22 protein-coding genes are annotated in these 22309 nt (G+C 67.8%); 18 read left to right on the top strand and 4 right to left on the bottom strand.

Annotation, left to right across the window (positions count from 1 at the left end; genetic code table 11):
- Nucleotides 1-11 precede the first annotated feature (11 nt).
- Nucleotides 12-1019 (bottom strand): formylglycine-generating enzyme family protein, encoded by a 1008-nt coding sequence (locus AC1KAR_RS20150; RefSeq protein WP_480321076.1) that lies wholly within the window; start codon nt 1017-1019, stop codon nt 12-14.
- Between the two features lie 73 nt (nt 1020-1092).
- Between AC1KAR_RS20150 and AC1KAR_RS20145 the strand changes: the two genes are divergently transcribed.
- Nucleotides 1093-1731 carry a LysE family translocator gene (locus tag AC1KAR_RS20145; protein WP_480321074.1) on the top strand — a complete coding sequence of 213 codons (639 nt, stop codon included), beginning with the start codon at nt 1093-1095 and terminating at the stop codon, nt 1729-1731.
- On the opposite strand, the gene tesB is transcribed toward AC1KAR_RS20145, so the two are convergent.
- Nucleotides 1732-2604, bottom strand: a complete 873-nt coding sequence (gene tesB / locus AC1KAR_RS20140) for an acyl-CoA thioesterase II (protein ID WP_480321072.1) — start codon at nt 2602-2604, stop codon at nt 1732-1734.
- Nucleotides 2605-2672: 68 nt separating this feature from the next.
- Between tesB and AC1KAR_RS20135 the strand changes: the two genes are divergently transcribed.
- Nucleotides 2673-3770 (top strand): phospholipase A, encoded by a 1098-nt coding sequence (locus AC1KAR_RS20135; RefSeq protein WP_480321070.1) that lies wholly within the window; start codon nt 2673-2675, stop codon nt 3768-3770.
- Between the two features lie 7 nt (nt 3771-3777).
- Here AC1KAR_RS20135 and AC1KAR_RS20130 read toward each other — a convergent pair whose 3' ends face one another.
- Nucleotides 3778-7344, bottom strand: a complete 3567-nt coding sequence (locus AC1KAR_RS20130; protein WP_480321068.1) for an indolepyruvate ferredoxin oxidoreductase family protein — start codon at nt 7342-7344, stop codon at nt 3778-3780.
- A 189-nt stretch (nt 7345-7533) separates the two neighbouring features.
- Between AC1KAR_RS20130 and AC1KAR_RS20125 the strand changes: the two genes are divergently transcribed.
- From AC1KAR_RS20125 to AC1KAR_RS20080, 10 genes are all read left to right on the top strand, one after another.
- Nucleotides 7534-8100, top strand: coding sequence for an Lrp/AsnC family transcriptional regulator (locus AC1KAR_RS20125; protein ID WP_480321066.1), 567 nt, complete (start codon nt 7534-7536; stop codon nt 8098-8100).
- Nucleotides 8101-8107: 7 nt separating this feature from the next.
- Nucleotides 8108-9211 (top strand): GGDEF domain-containing protein, encoded by a 1104-nt coding sequence (locus tag AC1KAR_RS20120; protein WP_480321064.1) that lies wholly within the window; start codon nt 8108-8110, stop codon nt 9209-9211.
- Nucleotides 9211-10119: an EamA family transporter gene (locus AC1KAR_RS20115; protein ID WP_480321062.1), complete on the top strand. Its 909-nt coding sequence runs from the start codon at nt 9211-9213 to the stop codon at nt 10117-10119. Before AC1KAR_RS20120 ends, AC1KAR_RS20115 begins: the two co-directional genes overlap by 1 nt.
- 70 nt (nt 10120-10189) lie before the next feature.
- Nucleotides 10190-11413, top strand: coding sequence for a PAS domain-containing sensor histidine kinase (locus AC1KAR_RS20110; protein WP_480321060.1), 1224 nt, complete (start codon nt 10190-10192; stop codon nt 11411-11413).
- A complete protein-coding gene (locus AC1KAR_RS20105; RefSeq protein ID WP_480321058.1) occupies nt 11410-12057 on the top strand; it encodes a response regulator in 648 nt (215 codons plus the stop codon). The genes AC1KAR_RS20110 and AC1KAR_RS20105 overlap by 4 nt, the downstream gene beginning before the upstream one ends.
- A gap of 122 nt (nt 12058-12179) precedes the next feature.
- Nucleotides 12180-12503, top strand: a complete 324-nt coding sequence (locus tag AC1KAR_RS20100; RefSeq protein ID WP_480321056.1) for a thioredoxin family protein — start codon at nt 12180-12182, stop codon at nt 12501-12503.
- On the top strand, nt 12500-14662 hold the full coding sequence (locus tag AC1KAR_RS20095; protein WP_480321054.1) for a capsule assembly Wzi family protein: 2163 nt from the start codon (nt 12500-12502) through the stop codon (nt 14660-14662). The genes AC1KAR_RS20100 and AC1KAR_RS20095 overlap by 4 nt, the downstream gene beginning before the upstream one ends.
- 23 nt (nt 14663-14685) lie before the next feature.
- Complete coding sequence (locus tag AC1KAR_RS20090; protein WP_480321052.1) at nt 14686-15177, top strand: helix-turn-helix domain-containing protein; 492 nt, start codon at nt 14686-14688, stop codon at nt 15175-15177.
- Entirely contained in the window at nt 15174-15578 is a 405-nt protein-coding gene (locus tag AC1KAR_RS20085) for a VOC family protein (RefSeq protein WP_480321050.1), read from the top strand. Before AC1KAR_RS20090 ends, AC1KAR_RS20085 begins: the two co-directional genes overlap by 4 nt.
- 53 nt (nt 15579-15631) lie before the next feature.
- Nucleotides 15632-16039, top strand: coding sequence for a DUF1801 domain-containing protein (locus AC1KAR_RS20080; RefSeq protein WP_480321048.1), 408 nt, complete (start codon nt 15632-15634; stop codon nt 16037-16039).
- A gap of 20 nt (nt 16040-16059) precedes the next feature.
- Here the strand turns inward: AC1KAR_RS20080 and AC1KAR_RS20075 are convergent, their stop codons facing one another.
- The gene (locus tag AC1KAR_RS20075; RefSeq protein WP_480321046.1) at nt 16060-16881 is read right to left on the bottom strand and encodes an IclR family transcriptional regulator; all 822 of its coding nucleotides are present in this window, start codon (nt 16879-16881) and stop codon (nt 16060-16062) included.
- Between the two features lie 157 nt (nt 16882-17038).
- Here AC1KAR_RS20075 and AC1KAR_RS20070 point away from each other — a divergent pair, with 157 nt between their 5' ends.
- From AC1KAR_RS20070 to AC1KAR_RS20045, 6 genes are all read left to right on the top strand, one after another.
- Nucleotides 17039-18046, top strand: a complete 1008-nt coding sequence (locus tag AC1KAR_RS20070; RefSeq protein ID WP_480321044.1) for a TRAP transporter substrate-binding protein — start codon at nt 17039-17041, stop codon at nt 18044-18046.
- The gene (locus tag AC1KAR_RS20065) at nt 18043-18501 is read left to right on the top strand and encodes a type II 3-dehydroquinate dehydratase (RefSeq protein WP_480321042.1); all 459 of its coding nucleotides are present in this window, start codon (nt 18043-18045) and stop codon (nt 18499-18501) included. The genes AC1KAR_RS20070 and AC1KAR_RS20065 overlap by 4 nt, the downstream gene beginning before the upstream one ends.
- Before the next feature lie 87 nt (nt 18502-18588).
- Nucleotides 18589-19323: a TetR/AcrR family transcriptional regulator gene (locus AC1KAR_RS20060; protein WP_480321040.1), complete on the top strand. Its 735-nt coding sequence runs from the start codon at nt 18589-18591 to the stop codon at nt 19321-19323.
- A 109-nt stretch (nt 19324-19432) separates the two neighbouring features.
- Entirely contained in the window at nt 19433-19978 is a 546-nt protein-coding gene (locus AC1KAR_RS20055; RefSeq protein ID WP_480321038.1) for a TRAP transporter small permease, read from the top strand.
- Nucleotides 19979-19982: 4 nt separating this feature from the next.
- Nucleotides 19983-21263 carry a TRAP transporter large permease subunit gene (locus AC1KAR_RS20050; RefSeq protein ID WP_480321036.1) on the top strand — a complete coding sequence of 427 codons (1281 nt, stop codon included), beginning with the start codon at nt 19983-19985 and terminating at the stop codon, nt 21261-21263.
- A 32-nt stretch (nt 21264-21295) separates the two neighbouring features.
- The gene (locus tag AC1KAR_RS20045) at nt 21296-22294 is read left to right on the top strand and encodes a TRAP transporter substrate-binding protein (RefSeq protein WP_480321034.1); all 999 of its coding nucleotides are present in this window, start codon (nt 21296-21298) and stop codon (nt 22292-22294) included.
- The last annotated feature ends 15 nt before the right edge of the window (nt 22295-22309 follow it).

Genomic DNA, 22309 nt, shown 5'->3' with positions numbered 1-22309 from the left:
CGCCCGGTGGCTCACCGGGGGCGCGGCGCCTCCATCACCAGCCGAATGCCGACCAGCGGGTAGCGGGTCGCGGTGGTGTTCCAGTTGCGGTAGCTGCACCGTGCGTAGATCGGCCAGGTGTGCCACGAGCCACCGCGGCGCACTTTCACGCTGCCGTCGGCCGGGCCCTGCGGGTCGTCGGCATCGGCGCGGCCGTAGTAGTTCTCGTCGTGCCAGTCGGACGTCCACTCCCACGCGTTGCCGTGCATGTCGTAAAGGCCGAACGCATTGGGCGCAAAGCTGCCCACCGGCGCGGTGAATGCAAAGCCATCACGCACCGGCAACGCCTGCAATTGCCACTGCGGCCAGTTGGCGGCTGCGTCGATGTCGAACACGTTGCCCGTGCGGGCGAGCGTGGCTGGGTCATCTCCGCTGGCGAATTGCGATTGCGTGTCGGCGCGGCAGGCGTACTCCCACTCGGCCTCGGTGGGCAGGCGGTACACGCGCTTCTCTGTGGTGCTCAACCAGTCGGCGAGCGCCACTGCGTCATTCCAGGTGACGTTGACGACCGGGTGCGCATCGGTCTGCGCAAAGCCCGGGTTCTGCCACGAGTAGCGCGGGTTGCGGCCTTCGAAGGCGTCGCCGCGCCGCGTGGTGGCGGGGTCGTACTGCGGGTTGTAGCCGTAGCCGCCTGTGCCGTCGGAGATGGATTCGGGCACGTACTTCGAGGCCTCGACGAAGCGGCGGAACTGGCCGACCGTGACCTCGTGCCGCGCCATGTAGAACGGCCGGTTGATGCGCACCGGGTGCGCGGGCCGTTCGTCGCCCAGCTCCTGCAGGCGCTTGGGGTCGACGTTCGGGAACAGGCGCGCCATCTCGGCATTGGTGGCCGAGTTGCCCATCACGAAGCCACCCGCCGGCACCAACGCCATCGACATGCCCAGGCTGTTGTTCACTTCCATCGGCAACGGGGGCGGGCTCGCACAGCCGGCCATTGCGGCGGCCGCGATGGCCAGGGAGATGTGGGTGCCGAGCTTCATGCGCCTCCTCGCTATCTATGTATGGATTGCGGGCCTCACCCTACCAGAGGCCCCGCGCCTCTACCATCCGGTGATGCTGACAAGCGCTCAACTCCTGGCCTTCCTGCTCACGGCGCTGCTCATCACGGCATCACCCGGCCCTGACAACCTGATGGTGCTCGGCATCGGCATGGCGAAGGGTCGGCGCCAGGGCATGGCCTTCGGCCTGGGCTGCGCGCTCGGCTGCCTGAGCCATACGCTGCTGGCCGTGATCGGCGTGAGCGCGCTGATCGCCGCATCGCCCGTAGCCTTCACCGCGTTGCGCTGGGCGGGCGGGCTGTACCTGATGTGGCTAGGCGTGCAGGCCGTGCGCAGCACCATCGGCAGCCGCGGGCCGGCTCAGCAGCTCGATGCCGCGCCGGGCGACGCCACGCTGAGCGCGCTGTTCTGGAAGGGCGTGCTTGCGAACGCGATCAACCCGAAGGTTGTGCTCTTCTTCCTGTCGTTCCTGCCGCAGTTCGTGGTGCCTTCACAGGGCCATGTCGCCGCGCAACTCGGCGCGCTCGGCCTGGTGTTCACCGCGCAGGCCGCCTTGCTGTTCGGCTTGCTGGGCTACTTCGCGGGGCACGTGGGCGGATGGCTGCGGCGCACGCCGCGCGCAGGCCTGTGGCTCGATCGCATCGCCGGGCTGATCTTCGTGGGGCTCGGGTTGAAGCTCGTCGCCGGGCGCTGACTACGCCTCTTTGCGCGGCTGCGGCCGCATCAAGCCCTCTTGCGCCACCGATGCGACCAGCCGCCCATCGCGCGTGTAAATGCTGCCACGGCAGAACCCGCGTGCGCCGCGCGCGGCGGGCGAGTCGGTCACGTAAAGCAGCCACTCGTCCATGCGGAAGCTGTCGTGGAACCACATCGCGTGGTCGAGGCTCACGCCCTGCACGCTGCCGTTCATGAAGCTCAAGGCATGCGGCAGCAGCGCCGCGTTGAGCAAGCCGAAGTCGGACGAGTAGGCCAGCATGGCCTGGTGCAGCACCGGGTCGTCGGGCAGGTGGTCGGCGGCACGGAACCACGAGTTGTTCGCGGGCTCGCGCACCGGCGGGTCCATCGGGTCCCAGGGGTTGCAGGGGCGGATGTCGATCGCGGTTTCGGCGTGCAGCACCGCGCGCACGCGCTCGGGCAGGCGGTCGATGTTCTTGCGTCGCATCTCGTGCACGCTCATCAGACCCTCTGGCGGCGGCGCCTGCGGCATCGTGGCCTGGTGTTGCGGGCCGTCTTCGCTCACATGGAAAGACGCTGCGAAATTGAAGATCGGCTGGCCGTGCTGGATGGCCACCACACGCCGCGTGGTGAAACTGCCTCCGTCGCGTATGCGCTCGACGTCGTAGACGATCTTGGCCTGCTTGTCGCCTGGGCGCAGGAAGTACGCATGCAGCGAGTGCACGCGGCGGCCGGCTTCGACGGTGCGCGCAGCCGCCATCAGCGCCTGGCCGAGCACTTGGCCGCCGAACACACGGGGGCTGCCGGTGTCGCCGCTGATGCCGCGAAAGATGTTGTCCTCGAGCTGCTCGACCTGCAGCAAACCGACCAATTCCTGCACTTGGGTGTTCATGCATCGGATGATCGCACCGATGCCTGGCACGTACCATCGCAGCTCGTGATGCAACTCGAGAAGCCGTAATGACGATCACGCACTTCCTTCGTTCCCCTCTGGTTCTGGCGCTGTTCGTTGCCGCTGCGGGGCCCGCCATGGCGCAACAGAAGCCGCTGCCCACGCTGCAGGAGTGCGCCGCCATCGGCCAGGCCGCCGACCGCCTGGCCTGCTACGACCGGCTCGCAGGCCGCGCGCCGGCCACACCCGAGCCGGCGAGCACGCCGATCGAGGCGATCACGTCGACCAAGCCTTCCTCCGAGATCGCACCGAAGGACGTGGCCACCACGCCGGGCACCGAACAGACGGGCACGCCCAGCCTGCTCTCCAAGTTCTGGGAACTCGACGCAAAGGACAAGCGCGGCACCTTCAACCTGCTCGGCTACCGCAGCAACTACCTTCTGCCGCTGCATGCCACCAACCACGTGAACCGCAGCCCACAGTCACCCACGCAGGCGCCGGTCCCCAAACCGAACTACCGCAACGTGGAGGCCAAGTTCCAGATCTCGTTGCGCACCAAGGTCTTGCAGGACGTTCTGCTGCCTGGCGGCGACGTGTGGCTCGCCTTCAGCGAAGTGGCGATGTGGCAGATCTATAACGGCTCGGACTCCAAACCCTTTCGCAACACCGACTACGAACCCGAGGCCATGTACATCCTGCCCACCTCGGAGGGCCTGCAAGACCTGCCCTGGGGCTGGAAGTGGCGCTACAGCCAGTTCGGCATGGCGCACCAGTCGAACGGCCAGTCCGACCCGCTCTCGCGCAGCTGGAACCGCGCCTACCTCGGCGCCGGCATCGAGCGCGGCGACTGGACACTCAACGCGCGCTTCAACCAGCGTTTCAACGAGCCGAGCGATCGCGACAACAACCCCGACCTCATCGACTACCGCGGCCGATTCGAGTTCGACGTGAGCTGGGCACCGGGCGCGGCGACCGCGTGGCTGCAGCTGCGCCCGGCCTCGAAGGGCACCTCGCTGCAGTTTGAGTGGACGTACCCGGTGTTCCGCGACCAACCCAACGGCGTGCGCTGGTTCGTGCAGGCCTTCAGCGGCTATGGCGAGACACTGACGGACTACAACTTCCGGCAGAACAGCGTCGGGTTCGGCCTCTCGTTCCTGCAGTTCTAGCTGCTCCTCACGCAGCGCGGCGCACCCCATCGCGCCACTCGGCCATCAGGCCTGCCCATTTCCCGCGCGCCGCCGCGAGGTGGCGCTCCTTCACGTGGCCGTAGCCGCGGATCTCCTCCGGGATCTTCGCCACCGCGATGGCCTGCGCGTGGTTGCCGGCGTTCAGGCCTGACAGCAGTTCGTCGATGCTCGCGCGGTACTCCGCGATCAATGCGCGCTCGGTCTTGCGCTCTTCAGTTCGGCCGAAGGGGTCGAAAGCGGTACCGCGCAGGCCCTTGAGCTTGGCGAGCACGCTGAAGGCGGATCTCATCCACGGGCCGTAGCGCCGCTTCATCAACTCGCCGCGCTCGTTCTTCTTTCCAAACAGCGGCGGGGCGAGGTGGTAGTTGAGCGTGTAGCCGCCCTCGAATTGCGCGCTGATCTTGTCGGCGAAGCTCTTGTCGGTGTGCAGGCGCGCGACCTCGTACTCGTCCTTGTAGGCCATCAGCTTGAAGAGATAGCGTGCCACCGCCTCGGTGAGCTTCGTGCTCGCAAGCGGCGCCTCGGCGGTACGCACCTTGTCGATGAACGCGCGGTACTGCGCGGCGTAGGCCGCATTCTGGTAGCTCGTGAGGAAGTCCACGCGCTTGGCGACCATCTCGTCGAGGTTGACCGAGGGCTTGCGCACGAACTCGATCACCTGCGCCGGCTGGCCCAGCGCCTGCACCGCGCGCAGATCGTGCGCGGCGCGGCGGCCCCATTCGAAGGCGGCCTTGTTGTTGTCGACCTGCACGCCGTTGAGCTCGATCGCGCGCATCAGCGCATCGTGGCTCAGCGGCACGCGGCCCTGCTGCCACGCATAGCCCAGCATCAGCGGGTTGGTGTAGATCGAGTCGCCGAGCAGCTGCACCGCGAGCTGTTCGGCGTCGAGCATGCCGACCAGGCCTGCGCCGGCTGCGGACAGCACTGCCTGCTCGCAGTTCGCACCGGGGAACTGCCAGTCGGGGTTGGTGACGAAGGCCGCCGTGGGCGAGCCGTGGGTGTTCAGCGCCACGTAGGTGCGGCCCTCGCGCACCACGGCCAGCGTGCTCTTGTTCGCGCCGACGATCGGGTCGCAGGCGATCACGAGATCGGCCTCGGCCGTGCCCACCTTGGTGGTGTAGATCGCGTCCATGCTGTCGGCGATCTGGATGTGGCTCCAGGTGCTGCCGCCCTTTTGCGCGAGGCCGGCGGCGTCCTGCGTGACGATGCCCTTGCCTTCGATGTGCGCGGCCATGCCGATCAGCTGGCCGATGGTGATGACGCCGGTGCCGCCCACGCCGCCCACCACGATGCCCCAGGCGGTGCGTGCCGACGGGATCGCCGGCTCGGGAATCGCTGGCTGCGCTGCCAGGCTGGGCCGCGCTGGCTGCGCCTTCTTCGCGCTCTTGAGTTGCCCACCCCGCACGGTGACGAAGCTCGGGCAGAAGCCCTTCACGCAGGAGTAGTCCTTGTTGCAGGTGTTCTGGTTGATGCGGCGCTTGCGGCCGAACTCGGTCTCGACCGGCTCGACGCTCAGGCAGTTGCTCTGCACCGAACAATCACCGCAGCCTTCGCACACCAGCTCGTTGATGACCACGTGCTGCTCGGGCTGCGCCATCGTGCCGCGCTTGCGGCGGCGGCGCTTCTCGGTGGCGCAGGTCTGGTCGTAGATGATGGACGTGGTGCCCTTCAGCTCGCGGTACTCGCGCTGGATGCGGTCAAGTTCATCGCGGTGGTAGGCCTGCACGCCGGGCAGCAACGCCACGCCGTTGTACTTGCCCGGCTCGTCGCTCACGATGCACAGCGCGCTCACGCCCTCGGCCTTGAGGCTTTGCATGATCTGCAGCACCGAGTGGCCCTCGGGCCGCTCGCCCACGCGCTGGCCGCCGGTCATGGCCACGGCGTCGTTGTAGAGCAGCTTGTAGGTGATGTTCACACCCGCCGCGATGCTCTGGCGGATGGCGAGGATGCCGCTGTGGAAGTAGGTGCCATCACCCAGGTTGGCGAAGATGTGCTGGTCGGTGGTGAACGGCGCCTGGCCCACCCAGGGCACGCCCTCGCCGCCCATCTGCGTGAAGGTGCTGGTGCTGCGGTCCATCCACACCACCATGTAGTGGCAGCCGATGCCGGCCACGGCGCGCGAGCCTTCGGGCACCTTGGTGCTGGTGTTGTGCGGGCAGCCGCTGCAGAAGAAGGGCAGGCGGTCGCCGCTGTCGGCCTGGAGCACCTGCAGCGACTTCTCCTTGGCGTCGATCAGGGCGAGGCGCGCGTCGATGCGGGCCGCGGTGTCGGCGTCGACGCCCAGCTTCTTGAGCCGCTTGCCGATCGCCTTGGCGATGATCGCGGGGGTGAGGTCGGCCTGCGCGCGCAGCAGCCAGTTCTTGGCCGGGTTGGGCTGCGACCACTCGCCGCCGCTCTGGTCGCCGTCGGATTCGTCGAACTTGCCTAGCACGTTGGGGCGCACGTCGGGGCGCCAGTTGTAGAGCTCTTCCTTCAGCTGGTACTCGATGACCTGGCGCTTTTCTTCGACCACCAGGATCTCTTGCAGGCCCTGCGCAAACTCGCGCGTGATGGTGGCCTCGAGCGGCCACACCACGTTGACCTTGTGCAGGCGGATGCCGAGGCGGCGGCACGCGCTGTCGTCAAGCCCGAGGTCGTGCAGCGCCTGGCGGGTGTCGTTGTAGGCCTTGCCGCTGGCGATCAGGCCGAAGCGGTCGTTCGGGCCTTCGATCACGTTGTGGTTCAGCTTGTTGGCGCGCACGTAGGCGAGTGCGGCGTACCACTTGTGGTCCATCAGACGCGCCTCTTGCTCCAGCGGCGCATCGGGCCAGCGGATGTGCAGGCCGCCTTCGGGCATCGCGAAGTCCTCGGGCAGCACGATGTTCACGCGGTCGGGGTCGACGCTGATGCTGGCCGAGGATTCGACGATCTCCTGGATCGTCTTCATGCCCGCCCACACACCCGAGAAGCGGCTCATCGCGAAGGCATGCAGGCCCATGTCCAGGATGTCTTGCACGCTGCTCGGGAAGAACACCGGCAACCCGCAGGCCTTGAAGATGTGGTCGCTCTGGTGGGCGGCGGTGCTGCTCTTGGCGATGTGGTCATCACCCGCCAGCGCGATCACGCCGCCGTGCTTGGCCGTGCCGGCCATGTTGGCGTGCTTGAAGACGTCGGAGCAGCGGTCCACGCCCGGGCCCTTGCCGTACCAGATGCCGAACACACCGTCGAACTTCTTGCTCTCAGGGTAGAGGTCGAGCTGCTGCGTGCCCCACACGGCGGTGGCGCCCAGCTCTTCGTTCACGCCGGGCTGGAAGACGATGTTCTGTGCGGCCAGGTGCTTCTTGGCCGCCCACAGCGCCTGGTCGTAGGTGCCGAGCGGCGAGCCGCGGTAGCCGCTGATGAAGCCCGCGGTGTTGAGCCCGGCCATCGCATCGCGCGTGCGCTGCAGCATGGGCAGCCGCACCAGGGCCTGGACGCCGCTCATGAACGCGCGGCCAGTGGGCAGCACGTACTTGTCGTCGAGGGTGACGCTCTCCAGCGCCTTGCGGATCGAATCGGGTAGCGGTGCGTTCATGGCGGAATGTGGCTCCTGTCCTGATGAAGGGCGCCGCCGCAGCTTGTGGCCGCGGTGCGCTTCGCCGTTCTTGCGTGGCAAACGGCAAGCCCAGTGTAGAGATTGAGGCTACGGATGTCCTTGCTTTGTATGCCGTGATTTCGCAGGCTGCGGCAATAATCTTTCTGCAACCTGTCATATGGTGACGAAATGACGCTCAAAAAGCCGACTTCAGGGAAAACCAGCAAACCACCCGCCGACGTGGCCGACGAGCCCCACGGCACCGAACTCGACCGCTACGACGTGCTCATCCTGCGCGAGCTGCAGGCCGACGCGCGGCTGTCCAATTCGGAGCTGGCCTCGCGCATCGGCCTGTCGGCCGCGCCCACCTGGCGGCGCGTGAAGTGGCTCGAAGACCAGGGCTACATCACCGGCTACCGCGCCGAGATCGACCGCCGCAAGATCGGCCTGGGCGTGCTGGCCTTCGTGCGCGTCGATGCTGAACGCAACAACGGCCTGGCGACCCGCGCATTGGAGGACGCGATCCGCAAGCTACCCGAGGTTATCGCCTGCCACTACATTTCAGGCACCGGCACCTTCGAGCTGCAAGTCATGGCGACCGACCTCGATGCCTTCTCCCGTTTCTCCATCGACACCTTGCTCAACCTGCCGAACGTCAAAGACATTCACACCAGCTTCTCGCTGGGTGAGGTGAAGGCCGGCGCCGCATTGCCGCTGGGCCACCTTCAGGCGGCCAAGGCGCGCGCCGCACGCTGACCAGCGCATGTCTCGCTTGAACGCATTGGCAGACTGGCTGTTCGGCACCGAACCCCGGCAGCGCCTGCGTCTGATCCAGTGCGGCACGGCGATGCTGCTGGTGCTGGGCAGCGTGTTCAACATGCACTACCTCGTGTGGGCGGGTCTCGCGCCCGCGGTGCCCACGGCGTGGTGGACGCTCGTGCTGGTGGGCGGCTTCGTGATCTTCTTCCTGGTGATCCGAAGCGGCAGCAACCTCGCCTTTGACGACCCCTCGCTCACCATCCCGCAAATCGTGTTCGCCATCGCGTGCGGCGCGGCGGGCTACGCCATCGCCGGGCGCGGGCGCGGTGGCGCCTTCCCGATCCTGATGGTGATCTTCATGTTCAGCATGTACTCGGTGTCGCCACGCACCGTGCTGCGCACGAGCTTCTTCGCGGTGGCGGTGTTCGGCCTCACGATGGCGGTGATGGCGCGGCTCAAGCCCAGCGTGTACGAGCCGGCGGTGGAATGGGGCCACTTCATCATGATCGCGATCATGGTGCCCGCGGTGGCGGTGCTGGCCGGCCAGTTGAGCCGCCTGCGCGACCGCATGCGCCGCCAGAAGAAAGACATCGCGGTGGCCCTTGCACGCATCCAGGAGCTGGCCACGCGCGACGAGCTCACCGGCCTCATCAACCGCCGCCACATGCTCGAGCTGATGGAGCAGGAGCGCCAGCGCGGCGTGCGCTCGGGCCACCCGTTCAGCATCGCGGTGATCGACATCGACGACTTCCGCGACTTCAACGACCGCTTCGGCCACGACTTCGCCGACAAGCTGCTGCGCCGCTTCTCGAACGAAGCGCTCAACGTCATCCGCATCTCGGACCTTCTCAGCCGCTGGGACGGCGAAGAGTTCCTGCTGATGCTCTCCAACACGCGTGCTTCACTCGGCCGCCTGAGCCTGGAGCGGCTGCGCGACCGCTTTCGCGCCACAGCCATCGACACGCAGGACGGCCCCATCCACCTGAGCTTTTGCGCCGGCGTGACCGAGCACCGCGCGGGCGAATCGGTGACCGAGACGGTGCAGCGTGCCGAATCGGCCCTGCTCAGCGCCAAGGCCTCGGGCGAGAACCGCGTCGTGCTCGGCTGATGGCCGCCGCCAAGCCACCGGTCGCCGGCCACCCGCCGTGGCAGCACCTGCTGCTGGCGCTGGCCGTGGTGGCGGTGTGGGGCACCAACTTCGTGGTGATCAAGGTCGCGCTGGCGCACCTGCCGCCCTTGCTGTTTGCCACGCTGCGCTACCTGTTCGCGTTGCTCCCTGCGGTGTTCTTCTTGCCACGGCCCGCCGTGCCGTGGCGCAACCTGGCCGCCTACGGCGTGCTGATCGGCGTGGGGCAGTTCGGCGTGCTCTACCTCGCCATGCGCAGCCAGATCACGCCGGGCCTGGCCTCGCTCGTGATCCAGACGCAGGTGTTCTTCACGATTCTGCTGGCCATGCGCATCGCTCGCGAGCGCGTGCAGCCTTACCAGTGGCTGGCGCTGGTGCTGGCCGCCGCGGGCATCGCCGTGATCGGCACGCACACCGACGGCAGCACCACGCCGCTCGGTCTGCTGATGGTGTTGTTTGCGGCGTTGTGCTGGGCCGCCGCCAACATCGTCAGCAAGCAGGCCGGCCAGGTGAACATGCTGGCCTACGTGGTGTGGGCGAGCGCCGCTGCGGTGCCGCCGCTGCTGCTGCTGTCACTGGTGTTCGAAGGCTGGCCTGCCATCGAGACCGGGCTGCGCCAGGCCGATGCCGCCACCTGGGCCGCGGTGCTGTGGCAATCGGTGGGCAACACCCTGTTCGGCTACGCCGCCTGGGGTTGGCTGCTGGCGCGCCACCCGGCAGCAAGCATCACGCCGATGGCGCTGCTGGTGCCAGTGTTCGGCATGGCCGCGGCGAGCCTGATGCTCGCGGAACCCTTGCCTGCCTGGAAGCTCATGGCCGCCGCGTTGGTGCTGTGCGGCCTGGCGCTCAACGTGGTCTGGCCCCGCTGGAAATCACGCCGTTCTTCATGAATGTGCATGCTGCACCGCAGCGTGGCACGGCGCTTGCAATTGGTGAATCACACCCTGTCGTGAGTGCGAGATGTTGTCCGAGCTGTCCGAGTTGCCCGCGCCCACCCTGCCCGAAGCTGCGCCGCGCGCATCGCAGGTGAGCGCCGCCTGGAGCGAGCGGCTGCAGTTGCTGCTCGAATCCACCGGCGAAGGCATCTTCGGCATCGACCTCTCGGGCCGCTGCACGTTCGTGAACGGCGCTGCGGCCGAGATGCTCGGCTACCGCACCGAGCAAGTGCATGGCCAGAACATGCACGCGCTGATCCACCACACGCATGCCGACGGCCGCCACTACCCCGAGTGCGACTGCCCGATCTTCAACGCCTTCCGCCAGGGCCTGCCCTGCCGCATCGACAGCGAGGTGCTCTGGCGCGCCGACGGCACCTCGTTCAGCGCCGAGTATTCGTCGCACCCCATCCTCGACGGCGGCGTGGTGCAGGGTGCGGTGGTCACCATCGTCGACATCACCGAGCGCAAGCGGGGCGAGCTGGCCTTGCAGCAGGCGCGCGAGCAACTGGAACGCCGCGTGGAGGAGCGCACACACGAGCTGACGCAGGCGCTCGGCCAGATGCGCGAGCTCTCGGCCTACCTCGAGACGGTGCGCGAAGAAGAGCGCACGCGCATCGCCCGCGAGATCCACGACGAACTCGGCTCGCTGCTGGTGGCGCTCAAGATGGACCTCAACTGGCTGGAAAAGCGCATCGACACGCGCGCCGAGCTGCAGTCCAAGTGCCAGGGCATGGGCCACCTGATCGACACCGCCGTCGACAACCTCGGGCGCATCATCACCGACCTGCGCCCGAGCATCCTCGACCACCAGGGTTTGTGGGCCGCGCTCGAATGGCAGGCGCAGGAGTTCATCGAAACCACCGAGCTGCAGCACGAGCTGCGCGTGCATGTGGCCGCCGGCGTGGAGCCGCCCACCGGCCCGCGCGGCGAGCGCTGGGCGATCGCGGTGTTTCGGATTTTCCAAGAGATGCTCAGCAACGTGGCGCGCCACGCGCGGGCACGCTCGGTCTTCATCCGCCTCTATGTCGATGGCCCGCCCGGGCCCGAGCTGCACCTGGAGGTGCGCGACGACGGCGTGGGCGCCGAGCGCAGCGCCTTCGACGACCCGCGCAGCTATGGCGTGATGGGCATGCGCGAGCGCGCCGGCCACTTCGGCGGGCGACTGCTCATCGACAGCACGCCCGGCACCGGCACCCTGGCCCGGCTGACCATGCCGCTGCCGCCATCGACCGAGGGCTCGTCATGAAACCCGTGCGCGTGCTGATCTGCGACGACCACCTCATCGTGCGCCAGGGCATCCGCCAGGTACTGGCCGATGCGCCCGACATCGACGTTGCCGGCGAGGCCGCCAATGGCCCCGACGCGCTGATGCGCGTGCGCGAAGGCGGCATCGACGTGGTGCTGATGGACATCGCCATGCCGCACCGCGACGGGCTCGACGTGCTGCGCCAACTCAAGAGCGAGTTCCCCAAGCTTCCGGTGCTGATGCTCAGCACCTACCCCGACAAGCAGTACGCCGTGCGCAGCATGAAGCTCGGCGCGGTCGGCTACCTCAACAAGAGCGCCGACTCCGAGCAGATGATCGCGGCCATCCGCAAGGTGGCGGTGGGCGGGCTCTTCATCACGCCCGCCGTGGCCGAGCAACTCGCCGGCGCGATCGGCGCGGGGCACGTCGAGGACAAGCCGCTGCACGAACGCCTCTCGCACCGCGAGTACCAGGTGTTCCATCTGCTGAGCCACGGCCGCAGCGTGAGCGAGATCGCCGACCAGCTCTCCTTGTCGCCCAACACCGTGAGCACCTACCGCTCGCGCATCCTCGAGAAGACTGGCGTGCGCAACGACGTGGAGCTGGCGCTTTACGCCGTGCGGCAGGAGCTCATGCAGGCCTGATCGATCGGCCGGCCTGCACAGGGATACCTGGGCGCGGCCTGGGTGATCTTCGTGAACTACTGCACGGATCGACGCGCGCTGTCCTAGACTGGCCGCTCCCCTCACCCGGAGCGCCAGCGACCATGACCAGCCCCCGCGACTACGCCACCGCCGCCCCTGCACGCAGCGAGATCGACGCCCTCCAGGGCCCCGCCGTGCTCGAGTTCGGTACCGGCTGGTGCGGGTTCTGCCGCGCCGCGCAGCCGCTGGTCGAGGGCACGCTGGCGCAGCAGCCGGGGGTGAAGCACCTCAAGGTCGAAGACGGCCCGGGGCGGCCGCTGGGCCGGTCCTTCGGCGTGAAGCTGTGGCCGACGCTGATCTTCCTGCGAGACGGGCGCGAGATGGCGCGAGTGGTGAGGCCTCAGTCGCAGGGCCAGGTCGCCGAGGCGCTGGCACGCATCGCGTGAGCTGGCCGCGCGCGGTGCCCAGGCCATTCGGCCCGCTCTGCGACCTGCTCATCGGTCTGCTCGGCGCCCTCTGCCTGAGCACCGCGCAGGCAGCGCCCAGCGTGCCCTGGATGCCCAGCACCACAGCCCGCGCCGATGTGCAATTGCTCATCGACGACGCCGGGCTCGACCTGATCGCGAGCCACTGGCCGCTTCCGCGTGCCGCGGTGCAGCGCGCGCTGGCCGCCCTGCCCGCGCAGTTGCCCCCCGCGCTCGATGCCGCGCGCGAGCGGCTGCAGCGCGAACTCGCCGCGCACGGCGGCAGCGCCATGTCGCTCACGCTGCGCAACCGCGCCGAGGCCTTGCCCGGCTTCGGTGACGACAGCACGCCCGGCAGTTCGCTCAGTGTGCGCACGCCCTCGCTCGATGGGCCCTACCTGGCCGCCCAGGTCGGGGCGCGCGTCGAGGCCCGTGCGCATGTGGACCGTACGGGGGAGACCGCCCGCCTCGACGAGAGCGCAGTTGCGGCGGAGGTGCTGGGCTGGCAGTTGCAGGCCTGGGCTCACCGAAGCTGGTGGGGGCCGGGCTGGCAGAGCGCACTCGAACTCAGCAACAACGCGCCCGCGCTCGCCGGGGCAGGATTCCAGCGCAACTCGGCCTCCACCTCATCGTCGCGCTGGCTGTCGTGGATGGGGCCATGGAACTTCGAGTTCTTCGTCGCCCGCACCGAGGGCGTCAGCAACCCGATGAACCCGATGCTGACGGGCACGCGCCTCACGCTGCGGCCCTTTTCGTGGCTCGAACTCGGCCTCACGCGCACCGCGCAATGGGGGGGCGAAGGGCGACACGAGTCGCCCACCGAACTGGCCCGCCTGCTGCTCGGCCGAGGCACCAACGCGGACACCGAGGCCGAACAACCGCTCGACCCCGGCAACCAGATCGCCGGGCTGGACCTGCGCGCGCGCTGCCCCTCGAGCCTGGGTTGCGCGGCCTACCTGCAGCTGGCGGGCGAAGACCAGGGCGGCCTGCTGCCCTCGAAGCTGCTCGGCCTCTACGGCTTCGAGACCTGGACGGCCGACGGCGCGCACCGCTACTTTGCCGAGTACGCCGAGACCGGCTGCCGCATGCCGATCGGCCAGGACGCCGACCCCAACTGCGCCTACCGCAACCACGCCTACCCGCAGGGCTACGTCAACGCGGGGCGCTGGCTCGGCGCGAGCGTGGGGCCCAACTCGCGGCTGCTCACGCTCGGCTGGATCGACGTGCGCCACGCCGGCTCGCTGCGCCTGCACTTCGGCGATGTCGGTTCGCGCATCGGCAGCTACAGCCCCTTCGACGACGACCCGCGCACCTCCGGCCGGCTGTTCGGTGTGTCGGCGCGGCGCAGCTACACCTGGGGCGAGGCCACGATCACGCCCGAGTTCGACTGGACGCGCGTGGACGCGGCCGATGGCCCATCAACCGACACACGCGTGGGCGTGCGCGTGAGCATGGGCCTGGACACCACCACGGCGCGGCTGAACCAGGCCCTGTCCACCCAATGGGCCAGCCCGCAGCCCGATTGGCCCACCCGCTTCTTCCTGGGCGCGGCGCTCTTCGGTGGCTCGCTGATGTTCGACGAATCGGTCGACCATTTCGCGCAGCGCCACGGCGAAAGCATGTCGGCGCGCACGGTCACCGATGTCGGCAACGCACTGCCGATCGCAGCACTCGGCTATGCCGGCGTGTCATGGCTGGCGCAGCGCGGCACACCTGAGGGCGAACTCGGCTTTGCCGCCACGGCCGCCGGTGCCAGCGCCTTGCTCGCGGCCCAGCTCACCAAGCTTGCCGTCGACCGCGCGCGCCCCACCGAGAACCTCGGGCCCCACGCGCACTCGCAGTCACGCAGCGACAGCTCCTTCCCGTCGATCCACAGCGCCGTGGCCTGGGCTGTGCTCACGCCCTATGCCAAGCAGTACGACAACCCCTGGCTCTACGGCGTGGCTGCGCTCACCAACGTGGCCCGCGTGATGGACCGAAAGCACTGGCTCTCGGACACCGTGGCCGGCGCGATGCTCGGCTACACGCTGGGCGACTACTTCTATCGCCGCCAGCTCGGTGCCACCGGCAACGCGGTCGACACGCAGCCGACCGTGTGGGTCACGCCCAGCAGCGTGATGCTGAACCTGCCGTTCCGCTGATGCCGCTGGCATAGTGGCAGGCCGTGATTGCCCTTCCACGTCAAGACCCCGAACTGCTGCGCCGCCTGCTGCGCGCCAAGGACCGCATGGACGCGGCCTCGCACGAGGCCTGGCCCGTGACGCGGCTGGCAGAGGTGAGCGGCGTCTCGCAGGCGCATTTCGCGCGGCAGTTCAAGCAGGCCTTCGGCACGCCGCCGCACCGGTACTTGCTCACGCGGCGCATCGAGCGCGCCACCGCCTTGCTGCGCGATACCGATCTGCCGATCACGCAGATTGCGTTCGAGACCGGCTGGGAGAGCCTGGGCACTTTCGGGCGCACCTTTCGCGACATCACCGGCGAGAACCCGGGCGTGGTGCGCGAGCGTGCACGGGCGGCGGCGCAAGGCCTGGGGCAGGTACCGCACTGCGTGGTGAGCGCGGCGCAGCGCCCCCATCTCACGACAGCAGTTTCGGAGAAGCGCCGTGTCGAATCGGGCATTACAAATGGAACCCTCGACAACAAGGAGCGCTCATGACACAGGTTCAAGTGGTGGGTTTGTACGTGCACGACCAGGACGAAGCGCTCGCGTTCTACGTCGACAAGCTCGGCTTCAGGGTACACACCGACGTGCGCAACGGCGAGTTCCGCTGGCTGACGGTGCAGCACCCCGATCAGCCCTCGTTCCAGCTCGGCCTGTTCCGCCCTGGCCCGCCGATGCTCGACGAAGCCACGGCCCAGGCAGCGCGCGAGCTGGTCGCCAAGGGCGCCATGCCACCGCTGGTGCTGGAGATCGACGACTGCCGCAAGGCCCACGACCGCCTGCTCGGCCTGGGCGTGGAGTTCACGCAGGTGCCCATCGAGCGCTTCGGCACCATCGACGCAGGGTTTCGCGACCCGTCGGGCAACGGCTGGAAGATGATCCAGGCGCGCCGCTGAGCCAGCCGCTCCTCATCATGTGCTTCGCCGGCTTCTGGAATGGAGACACCGCCATGGCCACCTTGAGAAAGACAACGCCCGCAGCAGGCGCTGACGACGCCGCCGCCCTCATCGACCGGCGCATCGCCGAGCTCGGCGGCTGGCGCGGCGACACGCTCGCGCAACTGAGGGCGATCATCCTCGACGCCGTTCCCGGCGTGGTCGAGGAATGGAAGTGGAACAACCCGGTGTGGTCGTGCCACGGCATCATCTGCACCGGCGAGGCCTACAAGGCCGCGGTGAAGACCACCTTCGCCCAGGGCGCCTCGGTGCCCGACCCGGCGGGGCTCTTCAACTCGAGCCTCGATGGCAAGGTGCGGCGCGCGATCGACTTCCGCGAAGGCGAGACGCTCGACAAGAAGGCGCTGAAGGCGCTCTTCAAGGCTGCGGCCGAGGTGAACAAGGCCGGCACGCGAAAGTAGCCGGCACGCGAGCAGGCTGCTCAGGCCATGCGCCCGCGCTGGCTGAAGAGCGGCGAGCTCGCGCTGGCCATCGCCAGCTCGCTGGCCGCATCCATCAGGGCACGCCCCAACTGGTCCATGCGCTGCGGCGTCAGGCGCAGCAGCGGGCCCGCGATGGTGATCACGCCCATCGCCTCTTGCCCGCGGCGCCGCACGGGCGCGGCCATGGCGGTCATGCCGGGCGCGTACATCTCGACGATGGTGCTGTAGCCGCGCTCGCGGTCGTCGTCGAGCAACTTCCACAAGGCCTTGAAGGTGGTGGGCGCCTGCGGGCCGAACTCCTTCGGCGAGCCGAAGCCTTGCAGCGACACCAGTTCGGCCGCCCGTTCTTCGGTCAATGTCATCAGCCAGGCATGCCCGCCGGCGCTGCACGACAGACGCACGTCAATGCCCATGTCGGGGTCGTAGCGCAAGCCGCCCCGCGCGCCCTGGGCCTTGGCGACGAAGGTGAGGCGATCACCATCGACCAGCGCCAGGCGCACCAGCTCGCCGCTCAGTTCGGCGAGCCGGTCGATGATGGGTTGCGCGATGTCGACCACGCCCGAGCCGCCGAGAAAGCTCAGGCCCATGGCGGGCAGCTTGGTGGTCAGGGCGTAGTCGCCCCGCGCGCTCAGTTGCCGAACGTAGCCGCAGCGCGCCATCTCGGCCAGCAGGCGGTGGCAGGCGCTGCGCGGCAGCACCAGCTCATCGGCGATCGCGGCCAGCGCGAGGCCTTGCGGCTGCTGCGCCAGCAGTTCGAGGATGCTGAAGGCGCGCTCCAGCGTGCCGGCGGGCGGGGTGGGGTCGGGGGTGGGTTCTCTCATGGGCATGGCACCACATTTCCATGATTCGGAATGAAATTCCAACCTGGAATGCTGTTCAGCATCGGCGCCCATCATGCCTCGCGTCCCACCCCAATGCCTGACCAAAGGCCAATCCCACGCGCCCACCCCAGGGCGCATTCGACAGGAGACACCCGTCATGAAGCATCTGTTCCGACTCGCCCTGCTCGCCCTGGCCCTGGCCCCGGCCGCCGGTGCCATCGCACAGGACATTCAAGAGCGCACGATCAAGTTCGGGCACCTGAACAACCCCGACCACCCGGTGAGCCTGGGCGCCAAGCGCTTCGCGGAACTCGTCGCGGCCAAGAGCGGCGGCAAGATCAAGGTGCAGGAGTACCCCTCGTCGCAGCTCGGCAACGAGCTGCAGCAGCAGTCGGCCCTCCAAGGCGGCGTGCAGGAGATGACGGCCCCGGCCACCACCTCGCTGGCGGGCATCGTGAAGGAGTTCGGGCTGATCGACTTCCCGTTTGCGATGGCCAGCTACGCGCAGGCCGACGCCATGCTCGACGGCCCCTTCGGCCAGGCCCTGCTCGCCAAGCTGCCCGAGAAGGGACTGGTCAGCCTCGGCTACTGGGACCTGGGCTTTCGCAACGTCACCAACAGCCGCCGCCCGATCACCAAAGCCGAAGACCTCGAAGGCCTGAAGCTGCGCGTGATTCCCAACCCGGTGTTTCTGGACACCTTCAAGGCCTTCAAGGCCAACCCGGTGCCGATGCCGTTCGCCGAGTTGTACGGCGCGCTCGAAGCCAAGGCCGTGGACGGCCAGGAGAACCCGTTCGCCGTGATCCTGTCGAACAAGTTCTACGAGGTGAACAAGTACGTGAGCGCGACGCAGCACGTGTACGCCGCGAACATCCTTCTGGTCAGCAAGAAGTTCTGGGACAAGCTCTCGCCGGCCGAACAGAAGATCCTGCACGACGCCGCCAACGAGTCGCGCGCCTACCAGCGCCAAGTGAGCCGCGCCGCCGCGCAGAAGGCGGTGAGCGAACTGCAGGCCAAGGGCATGCAATACAACGAGGTCGCCCCCGCCGAGCAGGCGCGCATGCGCGCCATCGCCCAGCCGGTGGCCGAGCGCTTTGCCGCGAGCTACGACCCCGCCATCGTCAAGCTGTACCAGGCCGAGCTGGCCAAGGGGTCCAAGCCATGAGCGGGCAGCCCAAGATCCTGGTGCTGCACGGGCCCAACCTGAACCTCTTCGGGCGGCGCGAGCCGCACATCTACGGCACCACCACGCTGGCCGAGATCAACGACAAGCTGGTCGCGCTGGCGCGTGAGCTGGGCGTGGAGATCGAGACCTTCCAGTCCAACCACGAGGGCGCGCTGGTCGACAAGTTCCACGAGAACATCGACACCGCCGCCGGTGCGTTGCTCAACCCGGCCGGGTTGACGCAGCACGGCGTGTCGCTGCATGACGCCATCAAGGCCATGCCCTTCCCGGTGATCGAGGTGCACATGTCGAACATCGCCGCGCGCGAGGCCTGGCGGGCGCACTCGATCATCTCGCCGGCGGTGCGTGGCACGGTGCAGGGGCTGGGATGGCGCTCGTACACCGCGGCGTTCCGCACCGCCGTGGAGTGGGCGAAGGAACCCAAGACCGCCTGATGGCCGCGGGCGGCGCGTGCCGGCGCGCCGCGCCTGGGGGGCTCGGCCGCTTGCCTGCGGCCGGGGGCCAGCCTCTACACTGGCGCAATGAACGAACCAGTACATCGCCCCCGTGTTGTGCTGCGCGCCGCCGCCAAGACCGGCGGTGCGGCCCGGGCTGCCGGCAAGTCGCCTCGCCCGAAGAGCGCGAACAAGGAACCCACCCGCACCAACGACCCGGAGCGCACCCAGGCCAACATCCTGGAGGTGGCCGAGGCCGAGTTCGGCGAGAAGGGGCTGGCCGGCGCGCGCATCGACGAGATCGCCGCCGCGACCAACACCAGCAAGCGGATGATCTATTACTACTTCGGCAGCAAGGAGGGCCTCTACCTTGCCGTGCTCGAAGAAGCCTATCGCCGCGTGCGCGACATCGAGGCCGAGCTGCACCTGCAGGATCTCGAACCCGAAGAAGCCTTGCGCCGGCTCGTCGCGTTCACCTTCGACCACCACCTGCACCACGAGAACTACATCCGCCTGGTGATGTCCGAGAACATCCACCGCGGCGAGTACCTCGCGCAAAGCCCGCGCATCCAGGACCTCAACGTGCCGGCCATCGCCGCCATCAAGAACCTCTACGAGCGCGGCGTCAGGAGCGGCCTTTTCCGCCGCGGGCTCAATGCCATCGACATCCATGCGTCGATCTCGGCCTTGAGCTTTTTCAACGTCTCCAACCGCCACACTTTCAGCCTGATCTTCAAGCTCGACATGAACTCGCCGGCCTACATCGCCGAGCGCCGCGAAAACGTGGTCGAGATGGTCGTGCGCTTCGTGCGGAAAACCTGAGTCCCAAGCCGGGGTTTCGTACGCCCTCCGCTCAGCCGGCGGCGGGATAGGTGTTTTCACCCACATCAAAACTAACCAGTTCGTACAAAACTTCGAGAAGGAGACAACGATGTTGGATAGATCGATCGATGGCTTGTGCCGGCTGTTCGGCGCGCTCATGGTGGCCTGCATGGCTCTCATGGTGGTGATGGTGTTCGGCAACGTGGTGCTGCGCTACGGCTTCAACTCGGGCATCACGGCCTCCGAAGAACTCTCGCGCTGGCTCTTCGTGTGGATGACCTTCCTCGGCGCCATCGTCGCGGTGCACAAGCACGCGCACCTGGGTACCGATGCGCTGGTCTCTCGCCTGCCGCTGCTGGGCAACAAGCTGTGCTTCGCGGCTGCGCACCTGCTGATGCTGTGGGTGTGCTGGCTGATGGGCCGCGGCGCCTGGCAGCAGACGGTGATCAACCTCGATACCACCAGCGCCGTGATGGAGATCCCGATGGCGTGGCTCTATGTGAGCGGCATCGTTTTCGCGGCCCTGGCCGGCGTGATGGTGCTGATCGAGTTGATCAAGCTGCTCACCGGCCGCCTGGCCGAATCCGATCTGATCGGCGTGGTCGAGTCCGACGACATGCCGCATGGCCAGCCCCAGGCCGGCGAACCGAAGTAACAGCATGACGATCGCAATCTTTCTCGGGGCGCTGCTCGGCGCCATGGCACTCGGAGTGCCGATCTCGTTCTCGCTGCTGGTGTGCGGCGCGGCCCTGATGGCCCACCTGGACATGTTCGACGCGCAGATCCTGGCGCAGAACACCATCGAAGGCGCCAACAGCTTCCCGCTGCTGGCCGTGCCCTTCTTCATGCTGGCCGGCGAGATCATGAACGCCGGCGGCCTGTCGCGGCGCATCGTCAACTTCGCGATGACGCTGGTGGGCCACGTGCGCGGCGGGCTGGGTTATGTGGGCATCATGGCCGCGGTGCTCATGGCCGCGTTGTCGGGTTCGGCCGTGGCCGATGCCGCCGCGCTCGCCGCACTGCTGCTGCCGATGATGAACCGCGCCGGCTACGACACCGCACGCTCGGCGGGCCTGCTGTCGTCGGCCGCCATCATCGCGCCGGTCATCCCGCCCAGCATCGCCTTCGTGGTGTTCGGCGTGGCGGCCAATGTGTCGATCTCCAAGCTCTTCATGGCCGGGATCGTGCCCGGCATCCTGCTGGGCGCGGCGCTGTGGTTCACCTGGTGGTTCATGGTGCGCAAGGAGAACATCCAGCCCGCGCCCCGCGCCAGCCGCAAGGAGGTGCTGAACTCGCTGCGCGACGCCACCTTCGCGCTCGTGCTGCCGGTGATCGTGGTGGTGGGTCTGAAGTTCGGCGTGTTCACCCCGACCGAGGCGGCCGTGGTCGCCGCGGTGTACGCGCTCTTCGTGTCGACCGTGATCTACCGCGAGTTGAAGATCTCGCAGCTCTACAAGCTCTTTCTGGCCGCGGCGCAGACCACCTCGGTGATCATGTTCCTCGTCGCCGCGGCCATGGTCTCGGCCTGGATGATCACGGTGGCCAACCTGCCGGCCGAGCTCACGACACTCCTCAAGCCACTGCTCGACAGCCCCACGCTGCTGATGGTGATGCTGATGGTGATCACCATGCTGGTCGGCACCGCGATGGACATGACGCCCACCATCCTGATCCTCACGCCGGTGTTCATGCCGCTCGTCAAAGCGGCAGGCATCGACCCGGTGTACTTCGGCGTGCTCTTCGTCATCAACAACGCCATCGGGCTCATCACGCCGCCGGTGGGCACCGTGCTCAGCACGGTGGCGGGCGTCGGCAAGATCAGCATGGATTCGGTCACGCGCGGCGTGTGGCCGTTCATGCTGGCGCAGTTCGCCGTGATGTTCCTGATGGTTCTCTTTCCTGCCATCGTGACCGTGCCGGCACGCTGGTTCTTCGGTTGATACACCCCACTCACCACAACGGAGACACCCCCATGAAGCGCATGTTCCTCAAGAGCCTCGTCGCGATCGCCACCCTGGCGGCCCTCGGTGCCGTGCAGGCCCAGACCCGCACCATCAAGTTCGCCAACCAGAACGCGAAGGGCCACCCGATCGTGCAGGGCATGGACAAGTTCGCCGAACTGGTGGAGGCCAAGTCGGGCGGCAAGCTCAAGGTCACCGTGTACCCAGGCGGCGCGCTCGGCAGCGACCAGGCCAACATCTCGGCCCTGCAAGGCGGCACGCTGGAGATGGCCTCGATGAACTCGGGCATCTTCGCGAGCATCGTCAAGGACTTCGCCGTCTACGACTTCCCCTTCCTCTTCTCCAACCCGAAGGAAGTGGCTGCGGTCGTCGACGGCCCGGTGGGCACGTCGCTGCACGCCAAGCTCGAAGAGAAGGGCCTGATCGGCCTGACCTACTACGAGCTGGGCTTTCGCCAGATCACCAACAGCAAGCGCCCCATCACCAAGGTCGACGACATCGCCGGCCTCAAGCTGCGCGTGATCCCCAACCCGATCAACATCGACTGGGTGACGGCGCTCGGCGCCAACCCCACGCCGCTGCCCTTCCCCGAGGTGTATGCCGCGCTGGAGCAAAAGGCCGTCGACGGCCAGGAGAACCCGGTCGCCACCATCCAGGGCGCCAAGCTGTACGAAGTGCAGAAGTACATGACGCTGACCAACCACCAGTACAACCCGCAGTCGGTGGTGGTGAGCAAGAAGTTCTGGGAGTCGCTCTCGCCGGCCGATCAGAAGATCGTGCGCGAGGCGGCGCTCGAATCGGCCAAGTTCCAGCGCGAAACGGCACGCACCGCAGCCGCTGGCATCCTCGATGCGCTGAAGAAGTCCGGCATGCAGGTCAACGAACTCGCCCCCGCCGAGCTGGCCGCCATGCGCGAGAAGATGAAGCCGGTGATCGCCAAGCACACCGCCAACGTGGGCGAGGCCACCGTCAAGGCCGTGCTCGCCGACATCGAAGCGGCGCGCAAGTAAGACACCTCACCCAAG

It is taken from the genome of Piscinibacter sp. PDB1-1 (assembly GCF_056675995.1).
The sequence above is the reverse complement of the archived record's forward strand: the minus strand, read 5'-3'. Positions and strand labels throughout refer to the sequence as shown.

Bases quoted from the DNA above. Each gene is read 5' to 3' on its own strand.
- AC1KAR_RS20045 (WP_480321034.1), top strand. From the start codon at position 21,296: ATGAAGCGCATGTTCCTCAAGAGCCTCGTCGCGATCGCCACCCTGGCG.
- AC1KAR_RS20050 (WP_480321036.1), top strand. From the start codon at position 19,983: ATGACGATCGCAATCTTTCTCGGGGCGCTGCTCGGCGCCATGGCACTC.
- AC1KAR_RS20065 (WP_480321042.1), top strand. From the start codon at position 18,043: ATGAGCGGGCAGCCCAAGATCCTGGTGCTGCACGGGCCCAACCTGAAC.
- AC1KAR_RS20070 (WP_480321044.1), top strand. From the start codon at position 17,039: ATGAAGCATCTGTTCCGACTCGCCCTGCTCGCCCTGGCCCTGGCCCCG.
- AC1KAR_RS20135 (WP_480321070.1), top strand. From the start codon at position 2,673: ATGACGATCACGCACTTCCTTCGTTCCCCTCTGGTTCTGGCGCTGTTC.
- AC1KAR_RS20105 (WP_480321058.1), top strand. From the start codon at position 11,410: ATGAAACCCGTGCGCGTGCTGATCTGCGACGACCACCTCATCGTGCGC.
- AC1KAR_RS20110 (WP_480321060.1), top strand. From the start codon at position 10,190: ATGTTGTCCGAGCTGTCCGAGTTGCCCGCGCCCACCCTGCCCGAAGCT.
- AC1KAR_RS20060 (WP_480321040.1), top strand. From the start codon at position 18,589: ATGAACGAACCAGTACATCGCCCCCGTGTTGTGCTGCGCGCCGCCGCC.
- AC1KAR_RS20115 (WP_480321062.1), top strand. From the start codon at position 9,211: ATGGCCGCCGCCAAGCCACCGGTCGCCGGCCACCCGCCGTGGCAGCAC.
- AC1KAR_RS20100 (WP_480321056.1), top strand. From the start codon at position 12,180: ATGACCAGCCCCCGCGACTACGCCACCGCCGCCCCTGCACGCAGCGAG.
- AC1KAR_RS20150 (WP_480321076.1), bottom strand. From the start codon at position 1,019: ATGAAGCTCGGCACCCACATCTCCCTGGCCATCGCGGCCGCCGCAATG.
- AC1KAR_RS20125 (WP_480321066.1), top strand. From the start codon at position 7,534: ATGACGCTCAAAAAGCCGACTTCAGGGAAAACCAGCAAACCACCCGCC.
- tesB (WP_480321072.1), bottom strand. From the start codon at position 2,604: ATGAACACCCAAGTGCAGGAATTGGTCGGTTTGCTGCAGGTCGAGCAG.
- AC1KAR_RS20055 (WP_480321038.1), top strand. From the start codon at position 19,433: ATGTTGGATAGATCGATCGATGGCTTGTGCCGGCTGTTCGGCGCGCTC.
- AC1KAR_RS20130 (WP_480321068.1), bottom strand. From the start codon at position 7,344: ATGAACGCACCGCTACCCGATTCGATCCGCAAGGCGCTGGAGAGCGTC.
- AC1KAR_RS20145 (WP_480321074.1), top strand. From the start codon at position 1,093: ATGCTGACAAGCGCTCAACTCCTGGCCTTCCTGCTCACGGCGCTGCTC.
- AC1KAR_RS20120 (WP_480321064.1), top strand. From the start codon at position 8,108: ATGTCTCGCTTGAACGCATTGGCAGACTGGCTGTTCGGCACCGAACCC.
- AC1KAR_RS20085 (WP_480321050.1), top strand. From the start codon at position 15,174: ATGACACAGGTTCAAGTGGTGGGTTTGTACGTGCACGACCAGGACGAA.
- AC1KAR_RS20075 (WP_480321046.1), bottom strand. From the start codon at position 16,881: ATGAGAGAACCCACCCCCGACCCCACCCCGCCCGCCGGCACGCTGGAG.
- AC1KAR_RS20080 (WP_480321048.1), top strand. From the start codon at position 15,632: ATGGCCACCTTGAGAAAGACAACGCCCGCAGCAGGCGCTGACGACGCC.